A 17241-nucleotide genomic window follows, 5' to 3' on the forward strand; every position below is an offset into this window, starting at 1 on the left:
TAGAAAACAGAAATAACTGTCTACTATTAAGTTTCTCAACTCCTGACAAGTTTTACACAACTCGACAGACAAAGTTAAAGGTTCCCCAAGCATTAACATCTAGTGCGAGATTATCAGTAGAAATCCCGGAACGTTCAACTCCTAGTTTACTAGCTTTTGCCAAATCTTCCAAGACAGCGCGGGAAACTTCCAAAGGATTAGATAGCAATTGCAGCCCATTTGGTGAACTTATGGAAGTTGGCTTTAAACCACGACTAATAGCTGGTAAAGTCTGAGTAAAAGGGAAATGACTAATAATTAGATAGGTTTCAATCAATCCAGCCGGACCCCGCACCAGTTCTCCTAGGGTTTCGGTGTTGCTAGTTCCGCCATTAACATTAGCTGGGGGGATACTCATGGTTTTACCAGCCTCTACCCGTAAAACCTGGGGTAAAATCATAGAACTGTCTTCAGTCTCAACTATGGGAGGTCTAGTAGCATCATAAACGTATGTTTGACCACGACTGTCGAACAAAAACATGATGAAATATAGGGGGAGTTCACCATTATTCTGCAATTGCATCTGAATGCGACTTTCCTTTGGTATAGTCGGTATACCAAAAGTTTCGGAACGGTGCGCTAACCCTGGGGTAGAATTACTATGATTCGAGGCATTTAGGATGAGTTGTTCGGTTCCCTGATGGGATAAATCAGGGGTTTCTCGTTTAGCGATCGCCCTTGACTGGGGAGTTAACATAGCCAGGGTAACTTTGGCTTTGAGTAAGTCGGAACGTTCATTTTCGGTCAGACGCAGCAACTTAGCGGCTAATCGAGTTTTCAATTGGGGAACTAATCGCTGTACGGCGACTTTTACGGCTTCTCCTCCTTCTCCGGCCGTATCAGGAAGCACCACTTGACCGGGGGAAAATAGACCATAATGCCCTTGGAATAATGAATTCAGGGGAGCAGTCGAATTTTGAGCAATAGTAGTATCCCGAACGCGACTCAGTAGATAATCCATGGGTTGGTCGTTGCTGGTGATAGAGACATCAGCAACACTAGACAAAGCACTGGTCGCATCGACCCTTTCAATGCGATCGAGTTTAGGGTCAAGACCAATTTTTAAGTCAATGTGGCGAGGTAAAACCCGAATAGTCTCTTTAATAAATTGGCCAGATTCAACGGCAGGTGACTTGATACCACCAACTTCTAATGTGAGTACCTCAGCGGTAGCGTGCAATGAGTTATATCCGCGAATTTGAAGTTTTGGCAGCACCTTAGATTCTGTACTCTCAGTGTTTGGTACAATGGCAAATAGGGAATTAACATCTCCCGATTCCAGTACACAGCCAGGTAAACCCGCTAGTAGCAATTCCGTACTTTTTCCATCCCCCGTCACGGTCGTAACAATTCCATCGACTGGGGGTGATTTTAGTGGTAGCTTAATCATGGGTGAAGGCGAGTCTTCAGTCATTCTCCCTTGACGCTGAAGCTGAGGTTGCTGGTTCGGTCCGGTGATACGTTCTACGGCTCCGGCTACACGACCTAGACTTTCTTTCAGGTCGGAGGTGGCTGTCGCATTCCAGAGAGTTTGAGTCAGGCTATAGGTAAATAATCCGGCCCTGAGTCCAGACCAATTGGTTTCTGTGGCTATTTGGGTGGGTGTGCTGGCTGCTAATACTATACCAGGCAATTCACCGCGACGACGCTGTTCTAGTTCTTTGGGGTCGATTTGGTGGCGCTGTAGTAATTCTTGTTGTCGGGTAATGGTGCGATCGCTAATTTGGCGAGAATTGGGACTGGCGGCTGTCCGGATTCTCAGGACTCCCTGTTGAGAATAACCAGGATAAACATAACTGGTATCCAGAATTGTGACTACTTGTTGAGTCCTCAGCGATCGCAGTAATAACCACAGGGTATCCTCCATAATATCGTTAATTGGTTCCCCCATGCGGTCTTGGGTAACATCAACCGGAATTAGGGAGTGCTTGATAGTCGGTTCATCGGGGTTTTGATTAGTATCAGCTACATGGCTGCCATAGCCGCTATAATGAAAGACTACCAAATCCCCTGGTTGCGCTTGGTTAATCAGATGTTCTATAAAGCTAGTTTCGATATTTTCCCTCGTCGCTTCCTTATCAGTCAAGGCGAGGATATCTGAGGGGTTAAACCCAAATCTACCGATTAATAGTTCCCGCTGTAATTCTACATCCGTGACACATCCCGATAACGGTTCTATATGACGTTGGGAGACTTTCGGATATTGATTGATACCCACTAGCAGAGCCAGTTTCCGATGGTTGGGTTGTGCGATCGCCTGCTGGTAGCGATCGCCTAGTTGCCACCAAGCCACCTCACTTAGTCCCAACCCTGCCAGTAGCATACCCGATCTGTTTAGAAATTGCCGTCGCTTTAATGCCATGATCTATTATTCCTAATCCATCTATACCCTGAAACTTAAATCCATCAAGGCTGACCAAATTCTCTAAATCTAGTCACGCGTTTTTGTTGTAATGGGATTAAATGCCGTAAATTAACTTTTATTCCCATCAACATTATTATCTAAAATAGGATATTTTTTTTCTGAAAATTAGACCCCTGATATTGCAAAACAAAATCTGCCACTAATTACCCTCCTGATAGTCCTTGTGTCTCACTCCTATAACTAGATAATATCGCACCCAACAAAGTGATAATTTCCCAGACACGGGGAGGTGAATGTTTTTTGTGTTCATAACCAGAGAGCTGAGAACCTGCGCCTGAGATAGTTGTACAATAGCCTGGGGGCTTTCCCGCCGATGAAATTCGGTTGAACCCGATCCCTACATTTTTATCCTAGCGCGTACTCTGCCATTGTCGAGAATTTTCTACTCCCCCCTCCCAGAGACGGGGATAGGGGGGTTTGGTGAAATTATGCTTCTGAGGGAACCCTCATGGCCTTAATTAGTTCCGCCGCCACTTCTGGACGAGAAAACTCTGGGGGTGGCATTTCCCCCCGTCGCAGCATTTCCCGAACCTTGGTTCCTGATAAGTGAATCCGTTGTTCTGGGTTACTGGGGCTAGTTTTACTGGTAGCCATACCCTTAGTCAATGTGCAATAGAAGGCGTGTTCAAACTTCATGGGAGTAATACCCAATTCTGCTGGTTCAAACTCATCAAAGATGTGCTGGGCATCATAGGTTCCATAATAGTCCCCCACTCCCGCATGATCACGCCCGACAATAAAGTGGGTACAGCCGTAATTTTTGCGGACCATAGCATGAAAAATCGCTTCCCTCGGTCCAGCATAACGCATAGCAGCCGGATTAATCGCTAAAATCACCCGATTTTGAGGATAGTAGCGTTCCATCAAGATTTCATAACAACGCATCCGCACATCAGCCGGAATATCATCAGACTTAGTAGCGCCAACCAGAGGATGGAGAAATAGACCATCAACAGTTTCTAGGGCGCATTTTTGAATATACTCGTGGGCGCGGTGAATAGGGTTGCGAGTCTGAAACCCGACGATGGTTTTCCATTCCCTTTCTCGGAAGAGTGAACGACTATCAGCGGGGTCAATTTGATAGTTGGGAAACAAAGGGTGCGCTTCTCGTTTGAGTAACCATACAGGACCGGCGAGATTGACCGGACCTTGCTCATAAACTACCTTTACTCCCGGATGTTTGTTATCATTAGTGCGATAGACGTGGATGGCTTCCTGTTCTTTATCATAGGTGTATTTTTGGGTGAGTTCCAGAACTCCTACAAATTTACCCTCTGGTGAGTCCAGACGAATTAGGCTGCCTTCGGACAAATGCGCCGCTTCCTCTTCGGTAACCGATAGGGTGATGGGAACAGACCAGGGTAGTCCGTTACTCAGTCGCATATTATGGACGACATTGGTATAGTCCTCCTGTTCCATAAACCCGGTTAGGGGACTGAAACCACCGATCGCAATTAGTTCTAAATCGGACTGCGATCGCTCGTCAAGTTGTACTCTGGGGAGAGTATCCGCTTTGTCTAGGAGTTCGGCCCGTTGTTCGGCACTAGCCATGCGATTAATTAGCTTTCCACCGTGGGGCGCGATAGCATCTTGATGATGAGCCAAGGTAACCTCTAATAGTTAACTACAGATTGAACTAAATCGATTCATTTTTATTCAATCTCCTATTTTACCCCTTGCTGTGAACTTAAATATGGGGGGCTGTACCTTATACGGCTCATGGTCCTCCCTGGGAACTTGATTGGGAACTTTGTGATCACCAATATCGACTATAAACTTGGTCAATCCTATTGACAAAATGGTAGTATATATGTATGGGTAAATGAACCAGGATTTTCGTTAGTCTGAAACCGTAATCATTTCCCATGGGGCTGTCAATTAATCTGAAAATTATGGAGAATTGAGCAATGAAAGGTATTTTGGTTCTGACAACGTTTCTACTAGCCGGAGGATTACAACTCCCGGCTAACTCTATGATTTCCTATGGTAATTCTACTCAACAAGCTACCAGAGGAGAAGCGGGATTGACGATCGCTAATCGGAATGCTAATCGGAATGCTAATCGGAATGCTAATCGGAATAATGATGATTGGCGGCGACAATTTGAGCGAGATTTTGAAGAATATAGCCGGCGGCGACATGAGCAGCTAGAATCGGAAATGCGAGATGAGATGAACAAGCCCCACAATCAGCGTTTGTCTCAAAGCCAAAAAGAACGGGTGATTAGAGAAGCTCACCAGGAATTAGAACGCACCCTCAGTCGTGAGAAACAGGAATGGGAAAAGCGCTATCGCGACAACTTTGAAAGAATGCGCGATCGCCAAGACCGCTATAATCGCGGTGACCGTCATAATCGCCATGACCGTTATAATCGCTATGACCGTTATAATCGCTAATACCTAGGTAATTGATGGATAATGAAACCCTCTAAATCTGGCTCTCCCGAACTCTGGGAGAGGGCTGGTCCGGGTAGTTGCTGATGTGGTAGCCTTGAAAAAATAGGTCGCCCCTACTGTGGGTGTAGGGCGGGTTGGGCAATCTTTTCTGTGGGAATTGAGGATTGACAGCAGAACCCGCCCCGACATCATGGTTAATGTGATGTTCAATTGTCCATGGTCTAGTATATACTGGGTGGGATGGTGGAAACTTGTAATTGATTGAGAATGGAACGTTCTAAAGTAGTTGCCTATATTACCGGAGCCATTTCGATTATTTTAGCGATCGCTTATTTGTTATTGGTGAGCATCCTAGACTTCCGTGGAGAAATGCTCCCCGCCCCCCAAAGCCAAGTCACCGGGGAGATATCAATAGCCTCCGTTTCGATTTCTGGTGAAGCAATGCACCCAGGGGGCGGAAGTCAAACCGGCTTCTATGGGTAGCCACAAGGCTGGCTGGGGCTTTTTTTGTCAGACCGAGACATTAGGGCGCGGACATTGGGCCTCAATGTAATTCTAAGCATATTCATCGCGCCTCTAGCCGCCGATTCCTTTTGACAGCCCCCTGGGGTGGTTTAGCTGCTGATTGGTTCCCTCTTTGGCGGCGGACTGTTAACCCGTTCAATTTTCTGTTAAGTTTTATAAAGTAGGTGTGAGTTAACCCGAAATTGGGACTTTTTCAGGGCCGAGAATGGATATACAGCAGTTAAAAGACCAGCAGATCTTGATTTTAAACCAGATTGATCAGGCGATCGCCCTATTTGACAGCAGCGATCGCCTAATCCTATTCAATCCCCAACTCGCCGCCATTTGGGGAATTTCTGTTGACCAACTCGCCGCCCAACCCTCCCTCGATGACATTTGTGCTGAAATCACCTCCAAAAAACTTTGGTTAAAGCCAGACTGGGAACACCTGAGACAAACCCTGCGCGACTGCGTGAGAGGCGAAATCTCATTTTGCATCCAACAACATAATCAAATCTATCTCGAAGTCCACAGCCAGACCACAGCATCAGGGGGACGTTTACTCACCTTTAGAGATATCACAGACCATCGCAACACCCAACTGAGCCTCAATACCGAAGTGCGACGACTAAGATTTCTGTTGGGACTAAACGAACGCCTCCAAGACTCCGATAACCTCGATAACATCGCCCAATTTGCGCTCAACTATCTAGTAAACACCACCAATGCAGCCTTTGGGGATGTCAAAGTAATTTTAGGAGAGGGAGAGAATCGCATCACTGGGATGCTAGGAAACCAAATTTCCGGTCATTTTGTGGCCACCTATGGAGAACCCGCCGTCGCCGAAATGAAAGCCGCATTAAGCCAAGGAATCCCCTACGGCGAGGGTCTACTGTGGGATGTAGTTAGAACAGGTGAACCGAGATTTGTCAGAGACTACGCCAACCATCCCAAAGCCTTCTCCCCCTTTCGTCATCCCGGAATTGGTCAACTAGGAATTTTTCCCATTCCCGCTACCAACGGAGAAATCATCGGCGTGTTGACCCTCGAATCACGGGATCTCACCAAAATGCAGGAATATCCGCAATTAGATATGTTATTTGCCGCCTGTCGAACCCTGGGAACCGCCATAGAACGCGCCGAAGCCCAAGAACGCTTGCGTCAAAGCAACGAAAAATTAGAACGCGCCTCTCAACTGAAATCCGAATTTTTAGCCTCCATGTCTCACGAATTACGCACCCCCCTTAACAGCGTTTTAGGCTTTGCGGATTTACTCAAACGCCAAAACTCTGGAACTCTCAACTCTCGCCAGCTTAACCAAGTCCAATTTATCGAAAAAAGTGGTTGGCACTTGTTGCATTTGATCAACGACATTCTGGATCTATCCAAAATAGAATCTGGCAAAACCGAGTTAAATCTGGAATCCGTTGACATCCACGAACTCTGTAGCGAGTGTCTGAAAATGGTTCAACCTCGGGCTGATAAAAAATGTCTAGCCCTGTCTTTAGAATCAGATTACCGCATCACTCAAGTCTGGCTAGATAGGCGACGGGTCAGACAAATTATGATTAATTTGCTCTCCAATGCCATTAAATTTACCCCAGAAGGTGGTAGAGTGCGACTAAGCGGACACCTAGCTTATGGCTCTCAGATAGAAGGAGATTATCGCCCTGACTGTTCTCCCATTAATGACAGTACCCCTTATTTATGTTTGGAAGTACAGGACTCTGGTATTGGCATTCCCCAGGACAGATGGCATTTATTATTTCAGCCTTTCCAACAGATAGATTCTTCCCTAACTCGTCGCCATGAAGGTACGGGATTGGGGTTGCTTCTAACTAAGCGTTTGGCAGAATTGCACGGCGGCACGGTATCTTTGCAGTCTCAGGTTAATCAAGGCAGTCGCTTCCGGGTATGGCTACCCCTAACTGAGATGCGACAGGAATTAGCCAAAAATTATAATCCTGAACCGGAAAGCCGGGAGGTAATTACACCAGAACCGGAAACCCCTAAGTTACATCAGGTAGACTGCCCTCGGATTTTGGTGGTGGAAGACCAGATTTTTAATCAGTTATTAATTACTGAAGTTTTGGAATTGGAAGGGTATGAGGTCGAGTTGATTGCTGATGGTTATACAATGTTGGATATGATTAACTCGACTCTGGCAAAACCCGAACTGCTGCCTGATCTGATTTTAATGGATATTCAACTACCGGAAGTTGATGGCTTTGAACTGATACGCCGACTCAAGCAAAGCAGTTTATGGAAAGTCGTTCCGGTGGTCGCAGTTACGGCTATGGTTATGTCGGGCGATCGTGAACGCTGTCTGGCTGCTGGGGCTGATGGTTATTTGAGTAAACCCCTTGATGTTGACCAGGTATTGGCAACTGTCAAAAAGTTCGTCGAGTCTTAGGACAACAGCCCTAAGTGAGTATAGCTACCTAATGACTTATTTTAATACGGGTTGGTAGGGGCATCTACTGAAAGATACAATTATCAATGTTTATACAGCCATGTTGGCATATCTATCAGTCGATTTTGTGAATTTACTCTGTATTAAACAGTTACCCCCACCGTTTTACCTATGTCTGAAACTAAATTACATATTCTTTGGGTTGATGATGAACCGGCTAACCTGGTTTTATTAGAAGATTTATTGATGGCGGAAGGTTATGACACTACCTTAGCAGAATCGGGACCTAGGGCGATTGAACTAGCTACAAATAACCCGCCAGATTTGGTGCTTTTGGATATTATGATGCCGGATATGAATGGCTTTGAAGTTTGCGATCGCCTCCGAGAACATGACATTTTGCAAACTACTCCTATCATTTTTTTGACAGCCTTAGATGATGAGGAATCCCGCTTAAAAGGTTTGGAAAAAATGGGGGATGATTATATCACTAAACCTATTAATATCAAACTTTTGTTAGCCAAAATTCATAATATCATCAAATTACATAAAATGCGGAATGATACTGCTAAGGTGAAGTTACAGCGACAAGTTCAGGAACAAAATCAACGCCAGTTTTCGGCTGCTTGGCAGATTAATGAAAATTTATCAAACAAATTTCAGCTATTTGTACCCCAACAATTTTTAAAGCGGATTGCTCCCCAGGGGGTGGGATCTATTCAACTGGGAAATGTCACGGAAGAACACTTGACTGTCTTGTTTTGTGATATTCGCGGTTTTACTTCGATCGCTGAATCTCAACAAGCTAGAGAAACCTTTGAGTGGTTAAATGCCTTTTTTAACCAGATGAGTCATTGTATATCCTCCCATAATGGCTTTATTGATAAATATTTGGGTGATGCAATTATGGCGGTTTTTGATATGACAAATTCCCATGCTATTGATGCCTTAAATTCGGCTTTGCTGATGCAGGATAGTTTACGCAAATTTAATCGCGATCGCCATCTTTTTAGTATCAAAGACCCTATCAGAATTGGCATTGGCATTGATACCGGAATCGGCATGATTGGCACTTTGGGGTCAAATAGCCGCATGGATTCTACCGTTATCGGTAATGTGGTTAATACCGCCTCCCGATTAGAAGGATTGACTAAAATTTATGGCTGTCAAATTATTGCCAGCAAATCCGCTATTGATACGGCTGAATTAATGACGCAATCCCCGGAAAATAACGAATCTTTCCAAACTCGCTGGATTGATTGTGTCACCCCCAGAGGCAAAAAAGAACCCTTAGAAATTTATGAGGTTTTAGCTAGTCAAACCTATGCGGTGTCACCCCAAAAAATTCTCACCCGTCCGGTGTTCGATCGCGGTACTCGTTGCTGGAGAAATGGCAACATTCAAGAAGCCTTAAAATGCTTTCAAGCGATTCTCACCCAAGACCCCAGCGATACAGTCGCTCAATACTATCTGGAGAAATGCCAATAAATAATCTTCTCCGACTTCCCACCCGCCGGAATTAGTGTAGATCTGAAGGCGATCGTCTCAATTCCCCCATTCAATCATAGCCTGGGATTTTGGTGGGGCTGCACCTGATCACAAATCCCCATCCTATCTAGGGATTTCACACAGCATAATTTGGGATAAATTGGGTTAAGAAAAGGTTAAATTTTTGCGCCCCCCATCTGTCCAGAATTTATCGCATTTTCAGCCACCCACAGCCATTTATTCCTATTCTCAGAAACCTGGTGAACACCTCGCTACTATACACTGGGGAAATGGGGATATCATCTACACAAATGATTCTGTTATAGTGAAAAGTATCTCAAAATTTTAGTTGGACAGATAAAAATGACTATTGATACCTCACCTCAAACCAACACCCTGGGGGAATGGGCCAGTTTGGGGATTCAGAAATATCTAAACAAAGTCCTCAGCCATGAAGCCGCCGTGTTACAAGATGAAGATCCAGAAGAATTACATCAAATGCGGGTGGGAATGAGAAGACTGCGATCGGCTGTCACTGGTTTTGCACCCGTTTTAGATTTACCCAAAGCCGCCAGCGATGACAACATAGGGAAAATCGCACGTTGTCTGGGAGAACTCCGAGATATTGATGTTATGATCGAAGCCTTGAATAATCAATATTATCCCACCTTAACCGAAGCCGAAAAACCCACCTTAGACAAGGTATTAATTCGCCTAGTTAAGCAACGGGGTAAAGCCTTGAAAAAAGTTCAGGCTACTTTGGCACATCAAACATATAAAAACCTTAAACAAGACCTGCAAAACTGGCTAGATTTTCCCGTTTATACCCCCATAGAAAAGCTGCCGATTATGGGGGTATTACCAGATTTATTACTCCCGCAAGTCAGTCAGCTATTATTACATCAAGGTTGGTTGTTTGGTATTGACAAACTAGAAACCGAGTCCGAGTCCACAGAAAACAGTTCCCAGGAAACTACCCCTAAAAAAACCATTACCAAGAAAAAACTTGAGAAACTCCTGACCACTCACGGGGATGTCTTACACAGTTTACGCAAGCAAGCCAAACGAGTCCGTTACCTCATGGCCCTATTTACCGACTTTTACGGGTCTACCTATCAAGCCTATCTCCAGGATATGAAAGATCTGCAAGAATGCCTGGGTGATATTCAAGATACCATGGTACTCGAAGCCGTTTTGGTGGCGATCGTGCGTTCCGATCTCAAGAAAAGTCTACCCACCCTCTCAAATCAGATGAGCCAAAAGCGCTATGAATCATGGCAGAGCTGGACTCAGCTACAGCGTCGATATCTAAATCCTGTAGTCCGCCAAGATTTTCACTTGACCCTTTTGCGTCCTCCAGTAGACTCTGATTCTTAACCCACAGTTAACCATTATAGCCCTGACAGACCCATTTAAGCTATATTGATCCGAGAAAACCGCAGTACCTTATAAATAGGGGAGGAAAGATAACTCCTCCGTTCCTCCTCTCCATGCTTTGATCATTTTTGGCCTTTTGTATGAATAGATACATTTATTTGGGTCTCATATCCCGATATAATATTTCCTAGACTTATGTATGGTGGAAATCTCACTGTTTAAGAGCCTAACCCAAGAAAGTGAATTTAACCTTTGGTAAATATTTGACTAGGGAAGTAAGTTTCATTTTTTATCAAGATTTAATTAATGGTTAACTGCTATACAATCTTCTGTTAACTTATGAATCATAATCGATAGCGTAAGTTCCCTAGCCAAGTATTGAATTCAACAATTTTTTAAGATTTGCAGTTAGGGTTTGTGAACTATAACTGCTATTCTTGAGAATGAGAGTCTAAGGTTTTCGGTGTTCACTTTGTCATATCTTCAAAAACAGGGTCTGTTAAGTCAATTTTGGTAAATTTAGAATGGAAATCTTAGGCATCTTGGCAAATTTCTTATACATTGTCTGTATAAGTAAGGGGTTCGTGCAAGGGTCTGGTTATATGGCGATCGCTAGAGATGATTCAACCTGTACAAACTAATTGGTCTTTCTGAGATTTCTGGGAAAGTACCAATGTCCATCCCATGAGGCAATTAAAATGGACAGCAACAATTTTTCACACCCTCCAAATAACTGGGGAAACTGGCAAAATTCCCCAGCAGTCTCTATCCCATCAAGTAATTTGCTGTGGGGGGGTGGAAATCGGCAAGTTGAGCCAACGGGAAGAGCATGGCAAGCATTAAGTGCAGTAGCTATAAATGCTCAGGATTTTCTAAGTATTGCCATTTATAATTTCCAGCCAGTCGTACCCAGAATAACATTTGTTAACCCGCTATTTACAGGTAACACCGGGTATACAGCCGATGAATTTTTCAGTAAAAACCCAAGTCTTATGCAAATTACCAAAACTCTTCGTGAAGGCTCTCATCAAGAAAATCCCGCGTTGGTCAATAGATTCAAAGATGTTTCAGAAGACCAACATCTACCCGGTGGATCATCCCTAAATACCTCTGATAACGAAGGTGAATTGTCTGGTATATGGCAGTGCGAGCCATCAAGACATAAGGAAATTGTCAAAAGTCAACGGCCAGTTTTAGACGCTGACAAAAAACGACGGAGACGTGAGGAAGCTAGATTACTGATATATAAATCAACCCACGACGGGTTAACTGATTTATATAACAGATCCTACTTTATGAGGGAACTGGACGAAGTAGTAGAACGGGCAAAAGAAGATCCCGAATACCAATTTGTGGTACTACTTTTGGATGTAGATCGGTTCAAAATAATTAATGACAGTCTCGGTCATCAAGTCGGGGATCGCCTATTAGAGGGGGTAGGAGAACGATTAAGGGAGTGCATCCCACCTTGGCATACTGTAGCGCGTCTGGGGGGAGATGAATTTGCTATTTTGTTTGATGACCTCAACAATTTAACCCAAATATCCCAGACGGCACAAAACATCCAATATCATCTACAACAACCTATTATTTTAGGGGAACAGGAAGTCTTTAGCACTGTTAGCATTGGTATTGCGATCAGTAATGTCAGCTATAGCAACGGCAAAGAAATTCTCCGAGATGCAGATACGGCGTTATCCCAAGCGAAAAGTAAAGGCAAAGCCTGTCATGTAATATTTAACCCTACGATGCACCGCGAGGCTTGGGATCGTATGCAGCTTGAAAATGATCTGCGTCATGCCATTGAACGTCAGGAATTGCAACTACACTATCAACCGATTATTTCCCTGGAGACCCTAGAGATTATCGGCTGCGAGGCTTTAATACGTTGGGAACATCCCAAACGAGGTTGGGTGTCTCCTAGTCAATTTATCCCCATTGCGGAAGAAACTGGACTGATCCAACCGATTGGAGAGTGGGTGCTGCGGTCCGCGTGCGAAACATTGCACCGTTGGCAGTTAATGTTTCCCCAGGGAAAACAGCCATTTATGAGTGTGAACCTATCGACGTATCAATTAACTAACCCCCAATTAGTTAATAAGGTTCAGACAATTTTGGAAGAAACTGGCTGTGATCCCTGTAGGTTAAAACTGGAATTGACGGAAAGCACTATTGCTGAATATGCAGAGGTGGTGGTTCCCCAAATGAGAGAACTTAGCGAATTGGGGATCAAATTATGTATTGATGACTTTGGAACTGGGTATTCTTCGCTCAGTCGCCTATATCACTTTCCGATTCATACGCTGAAGATTGATCGCTCTTTCATTGAGGGGATCGATGAATCTCAGGATCAACTAAAAATTGCTTATGCCATTGTCAATTTAGCCCATACCCTGGGACTAGAGGTGATTGCAGAGGGTGTGGAAACTCCGGAACAAATGGCTGTATTGCAAGCCTGGGGATGCCAACTGTGCCAGGGATATTTATTCTCTAAGGCTGTTGATGACCAGAAAATGGAACAATTCCTGAGCCAAGGCAGGATCATGCTTTCGGCTACGGAAACCTTACGAGAATGGCAGCGGTTTGCTGAAGAAATTGAAAGGCTCATCAAACCTCTAGAAAAAGGATGCCCCGGAAAAGTCAATCCTAACATTCATATTGCTTGAGGTAGCTAGGCTACAGAAACTTTTGTGAATGTCCTAGCTAACTGAAATCGACTATTGGGAGAATTAATTATGAGTGCAGAACTTTTAGGGATCCTGTTCCCCGAACCTTTGGTAGCAGCTTATCAGAGAGCAGTGGCTGATTTGACGAAAACCAAACAACAATTACATGAAAGTCAACAGGAACTTTGGGATCTTGGTCAGGTGGTCAACCGGACCACCCCAGGAGCATGGGTAGACGAAAATGGCACACTTGTGGAAATTAACGAGGGATTTATTGAGGTTTTCGGTTACGGTGCAGAACAGTTAATCGGTAAACTGCATCCGTTGCTCAATTCTAAATGCTATAATGCGGATTTTTGGGAAGAGAAGGTCTGGTCTGTGGTTAGATCTGGCGGTGTCTGGCGCGGTGAACTGCAAAACTGTACTTTGACGGGACGAGAGGTTTGGCTGGAAACGACTATTGTACCTTTGATGAAAACAGGTGCTACCCCAGATAAGTATTGGGTACTTACCCAGGATATTACGGAACGCAAGGAAATTGAGTTGGAACTGACCCAACTTTCCTGGGTGGCGAGTCAAACTGATAATGCGGTGATTATCTGCGATCGCCATGGGAAGATTGAATGGGTTAATGAGGCATTTACTTGGATTACCGGCTACACTCTCGAAGAGGTGAAAGGTTTAACGCCAGGTTCTTTTCTCCAGGGGCCTTTGAGTGATACGGAAACTATACATCAAATTCGCGCCTGTCTGAAGGAACACAAACCCTATCGTGGGGAGTTGATCAACTATAAACGCCATGGGAGTCCCTACTGGCTGTCTATTAGCATTACTCCGATTTTTGACCATCAGGGGGATCTGACTAAGTTTATTGCGATTGAAACTGATATTAGCGATCGCAAAAAGATGGAGGAAGCCTTACGACAAAGTGAGGTGAGAAATCGCAGCCTGATTGAAGCGATCCCCGATTTAATGTTTCGTCTGAACCGAGATGGGATGTTTCTTGACTATTTCCCGTCTAAGGATGATCGGGTGACAGAATCTAAAGAAGTTCTGGGAAAAACGGTTGAGCAAGTCTTTTCGGAGGACCTAGCCTGGTGGACACGCCACTATTTAGAATTAACTTTAACTAGCGGACAGTCTCAGTCTGGGGAATATATGCTGCCTTTTGAGGAAGGATGGCGCACCTATGAGGCTCGCTATGTTAAAAGTGGGGATGATGTGGTTTTGGCGATCGTGCGCGATATTACGGATCGCAAGGCTATAGAGGCGGCTTTATTAGTTGAACAGCAATTGGAAAAACAAAAAGCGGCTCAACTGGAAAAAGCGTTAGACAAACTACAACGCACCCAAACCCAACTAATTCAAGCTGAAAAGCTATCGAGTTTGGGTCAAATGGTGGCGGGAGTGGCTCATGAGATTAATAATCCTCTGGCTTTCATTCATGGGAACTTAATATATTTGGATACCTGTATTAAGGATATTCAATATATGCTGTGTATGTACCATAAATATTACCCTGAGCCACTGCCAGAACTTAAAGAGGCTGTAGCTGATATTGATGTGGATTTTATGCTATATGACTTACCCAAGGCTTTGGAATCAATGAAGTTGGGAACCCATCGCATTCAGGAAATTGTTACGTCCCTACGCAATTTTTCGCGACTAGATGAGGCGAAAATGAAGGCGGTTGATTTGCATGAGGGAATTGAAAGCACTTTGCTGATTTTACAAAATCGCCTGAAGGCAAAGGCGGAACAAGGGGAGACAAATATTATCCGCGATTATGGGGAACTGCCTAGGGTAGAGTGCCATGCTTCCCAGATTAATCAGGTGTTCATGAATTTAATATCAAATGCGATCGATGCTTTGGGAAATCAACCCGCACCTAGGGAAATCAAGATTAGCACCAGGTTAGAATTGGCTGAATATGAGGAAAACATGGATATGGTTGTTGTGGAGATTTCCGACAACGGCCCCGGAATCCCGGAGTTAGTCAGACAACAGATATTTAACCCATTTTTTACTACTAAACCTGTGGGAAAAGGGACGGGATTAGGTTTGGCTATATCTCATCAAATTGTAGTAGAAAAACATGGGGGAAAAATAGAATGTATTTCTGAACTAGGAGAAGGAACTAAGTTTATCGTTTCTCTGCCTTTGAATTGCACGAAGATTGATAGGGAACAATTAGTCTAATGCTTGCTAAAGCTAAGGCCTCTGTAATCTCAGTCAATCAATTATTGATTATCCAGATGATTCCTAGAGATAGGTAAAGGACGCATCCGACTCAGTTTATCGACGGCCCATTGCGCGGTTTCTCTGACATCGGCTTCGGGATCATCCATTGCTCTTTGGAGAATCTGGCTAGTTTGGTACATTAAATCATAAATTCGGGTTAGATCCCGAATGGCATTTTGTCGTACCTCTGGGTTTTCATCCTGCAAGGAAAAAACCAGGGCCTTACTCATGGGCTTGATACAGCGGGTGCTAATTTCTGCTAAGGCTGCCAATATTTTGCTACGCTGCTTGGAGTCTGATGTAAATAGCAAGTTTACCAGAGGTTCGATCGCTCTGGAATCCCCCTGTTGGGCTAACTCCCAAATGGCTTTGCTGCGATGATTGGGGTTAGGATACTGTAGTTGTAAAATTAGTTCCTCAATGCGATCGATTTTGACAGGCTGGGGACTCTCGGCTACTAAGGTGGGTTCAGTGGGGACTGAAGGGGGAGGCGGCGCTTCTGTAGTAGATTCGGTGACGGGGGTAGGGGGAAGATTAATTAAACCATTCTCGGAAATGGGGGGGTCTGCTTCGGGGGGCGCTTCTATGGCTGGAAACTGTATTAAGGTCTGAGGGGAGGCGGCGGAAATTTCGGGCGCGGGTTGTGGTTGGGTAGTCTGTTGGGTTTCCTGGGACTCTTCCTCTAAGTCGGGGGTAGCCAGAAGCCGAATTAGAATAAATACAGCCCCACCGGTGACAACTACTCCACCAACTCCTAAAAGAATCAGGGCTTTTGGGAAACCTGAAAGGAATTTTACCTGATTGTTGCCATTGCTGTTACTGTTTTCCTGTGCTAAAAGCAGACTTTCAGAAGTTGTAGCGGCTAGGAAGGGAGATGGGGAGATCATCCCAGCAGTTTCCCTCAGCTGTTGCGCTACGGTTAAACTCTGGCTAGGACTAGCGGCAACTAATCCTGACCCAGTTAAACTTAGCCACAAAAATAAAATTAAATGATCCAAAGCCATGAAACTTAAAGGGGGTGATAACTAAGGGCTACTTGAAAACGCGCTTTGGCTGGTTAGAGGAATGCGATCGCCAATCTGGGCTTCATGGTAACATTTTTGTTGCGCCTTGCGGTTGATGCACCCTACGCCATATTAGCGAATTATGGGGGCGATCGCCAATCAATGGGAATCGATAAGGGTCCCCCTGGTATAAGTCGGGTTTAGTCGGGGCTAGTTTTGGGCTATGCTTCCCTAGATCAGACAAATCTACACCAAACCAGGTTATATAATACTAATCTTAAAGCTGCTGATTTAGCGAAAGCCAAGCCAACAGACCTAACACGGCTTTATTTAAGTCAGTCACGCTATCCTAAAGGGGTGTCAACTGCGAGGAGCTAATTGGAATCATGCTAATCTCAAGGGAGTTAATCTCGTGGGTGCTGATTTGACGGAAACTGGGCTGATGATAACTTATCTCAAAAAGGCTATGATGCCCAATAGTGAAATTCCGAGATTACCCACCATAACCTGTAAGTGCTTTTCTGGTCAACTTTCCAGCTTTTCCCATTACCTGAAAGTAGCGGCTATTTTATCGGTTTACTAATTCAGGGTTAAAAGCGATAATAGATATCCTTGTCTATCAAATGGTTATTAATCAACTAGGGAACGGCTTACAGCTTGTTCACCAGTCGCTTAATACATTCCCCTC

At 44.5% G+C, this 17241-nt stretch carries 13 protein-coding genes and 1 pseudogene; 11 read left to right on the top strand and 3 right to left on the bottom strand.

The annotated features are described in order from the left end of the window. Positions 1-52: 52 nt before the first annotated feature. Both ACTIE0_RS02930 and sat read right to left on the bottom strand, forming a co-directional pair. Positions 53-2401 (bottom strand): caspase family protein, encoded by a 2349-nt coding sequence (locus tag ACTIE0_RS02930; RefSeq protein ID WP_006623016.1) that lies wholly within the window; start codon positions 2399-2401, stop codon positions 53-55. A gap of 489 nt (positions 2402-2890) precedes the next feature. After that, complete coding sequence (sat, locus tag ACTIE0_RS02935) at positions 2891-4069, bottom strand: sulfate adenylyltransferase (protein ID WP_006623017.1); 1179 nt, start codon at positions 4067-4069, stop codon at positions 2891-2893. Positions 4070-4371: 302 nt separating this feature from the next. Here sat and ACTIE0_RS02940 point away from each other — a divergent pair, with 302 nt between their 5' ends. The 8 genes from ACTIE0_RS02940 to ACTIE0_RS02975 all read left to right on the top strand — a co-directional run bounded on the left by ACTIE0_RS02940 (position 4372) and on the right by ACTIE0_RS02975 (position 15507). Continuing rightward, positions 4372-4860 carry a hypothetical protein gene (locus tag ACTIE0_RS02940; protein ID WP_006623018.1) on the top strand — a complete coding sequence of 163 codons (489 nt, stop codon included), beginning with the start codon at positions 4372-4374 and terminating at the stop codon, positions 4858-4860. Between the two features lie 267 nt (positions 4861-5127). Beyond that, the gene (locus ACTIE0_RS02945; protein ID WP_006668313.1) at positions 5128-5343 is read left to right on the top strand and encodes a hypothetical protein; all 216 of its coding nucleotides are present in this window, start codon (positions 5128-5130) and stop codon (positions 5341-5343) included. A gap of 247 nt (positions 5344-5590) precedes the next feature. Beyond that, complete coding sequence (locus tag ACTIE0_RS02950; protein ID WP_006668314.1) at positions 5591-7777, top strand: hybrid sensor histidine kinase/response regulator; 2187 nt, start codon at positions 5591-5593, stop codon at positions 7775-7777. Positions 7778-7948: 171 nt separating this feature from the next. Next, positions 7949-9265, top strand: coding sequence for a response regulator (locus ACTIE0_RS02955; RefSeq protein ID WP_006668315.1), 1317 nt, complete (start codon positions 7949-7951; stop codon positions 9263-9265). A gap of 363 nt (positions 9266-9628) precedes the next feature. Continuing rightward, on the top strand, positions 9629-10642 hold the full coding sequence (locus ACTIE0_RS02960) for a CHAD domain-containing protein (protein ID WP_006623022.1): 1014 nt from the start codon (positions 9629-9631) through the stop codon (positions 10640-10642). Between the two features lie 684 nt (positions 10643-11326). Next, positions 11327-11485, top strand: coding sequence for a hypothetical protein (locus tag ACTIE0_RS02965; RefSeq protein ID WP_008054024.1), 159 nt, complete (start codon positions 11327-11329; stop codon positions 11483-11485). A gap of 149 nt (positions 11486-11634) precedes the next feature. Then, on the top strand, positions 11635-13308 hold the full coding sequence (locus ACTIE0_RS02970; RefSeq protein WP_235720150.1) for a putative bifunctional diguanylate cyclase/phosphodiesterase: 1674 nt from the start codon (positions 11635-11637) through the stop codon (positions 13306-13308). Positions 13309-13377: 69 nt separating this feature from the next. Continuing rightward, positions 13378-15507 (top strand): PAS domain S-box protein, encoded by a 2130-nt coding sequence (locus ACTIE0_RS02975; protein WP_006668317.1) that lies wholly within the window; start codon positions 13378-13380, stop codon positions 15505-15507. A 41-nt stretch (positions 15508-15548) separates the two neighbouring features. Here the strand turns inward: ACTIE0_RS02975 and ACTIE0_RS02980 are convergent, their stop codons facing one another. Then, positions 15549-16553: a HEAT repeat domain-containing protein gene (locus ACTIE0_RS02980; RefSeq protein ID WP_006668318.1), complete on the bottom strand. Its 1005-nt coding sequence runs from the start codon at positions 16551-16553 to the stop codon at positions 15549-15551. A 216-nt stretch (positions 16554-16769) separates the two neighbouring features. On the opposite strand from ACTIE0_RS02980, the gene ACTIE0_RS02985 reads away from it, so the two are divergent. From ACTIE0_RS02985 to ACTIE0_RS02995, 3 genes and pseudogenes are all read left to right on the top strand, one after another. Next, positions 16770-16931, top strand: a complete 162-nt coding sequence (locus tag ACTIE0_RS02985) for a pentapeptide repeat-containing protein (protein ID WP_008055799.1) — start codon at positions 16770-16772, stop codon at positions 16929-16931. Beyond that, positions 16900-16977, top strand: a pseudogene (locus tag ACTIE0_RS02990) (pentapeptide repeat-containing protein); the annotation flags it as partial. The gene ACTIE0_RS02985 and the pseudogene ACTIE0_RS02990, both read left to right, overlap by 32 nt. 18 nt (positions 16978-16995) lie before the next feature. Further along, positions 16996-17136, top strand: a complete 141-nt coding sequence (locus ACTIE0_RS02995; protein ID WP_228116420.1) for a hypothetical protein — start codon at positions 16996-16998, stop codon at positions 17134-17136. Positions 17137-17241: the final 105 nt, after the last annotated feature.

It is taken from the genome of Limnospira sp., assembly GCF_051859755.1.
Classification (GTDB): Bacteria; Cyanobacteriota; Cyanobacteriia; order Cyanobacteriales; family Microcoleaceae; genus Limnospira; species Limnospira fusiformis.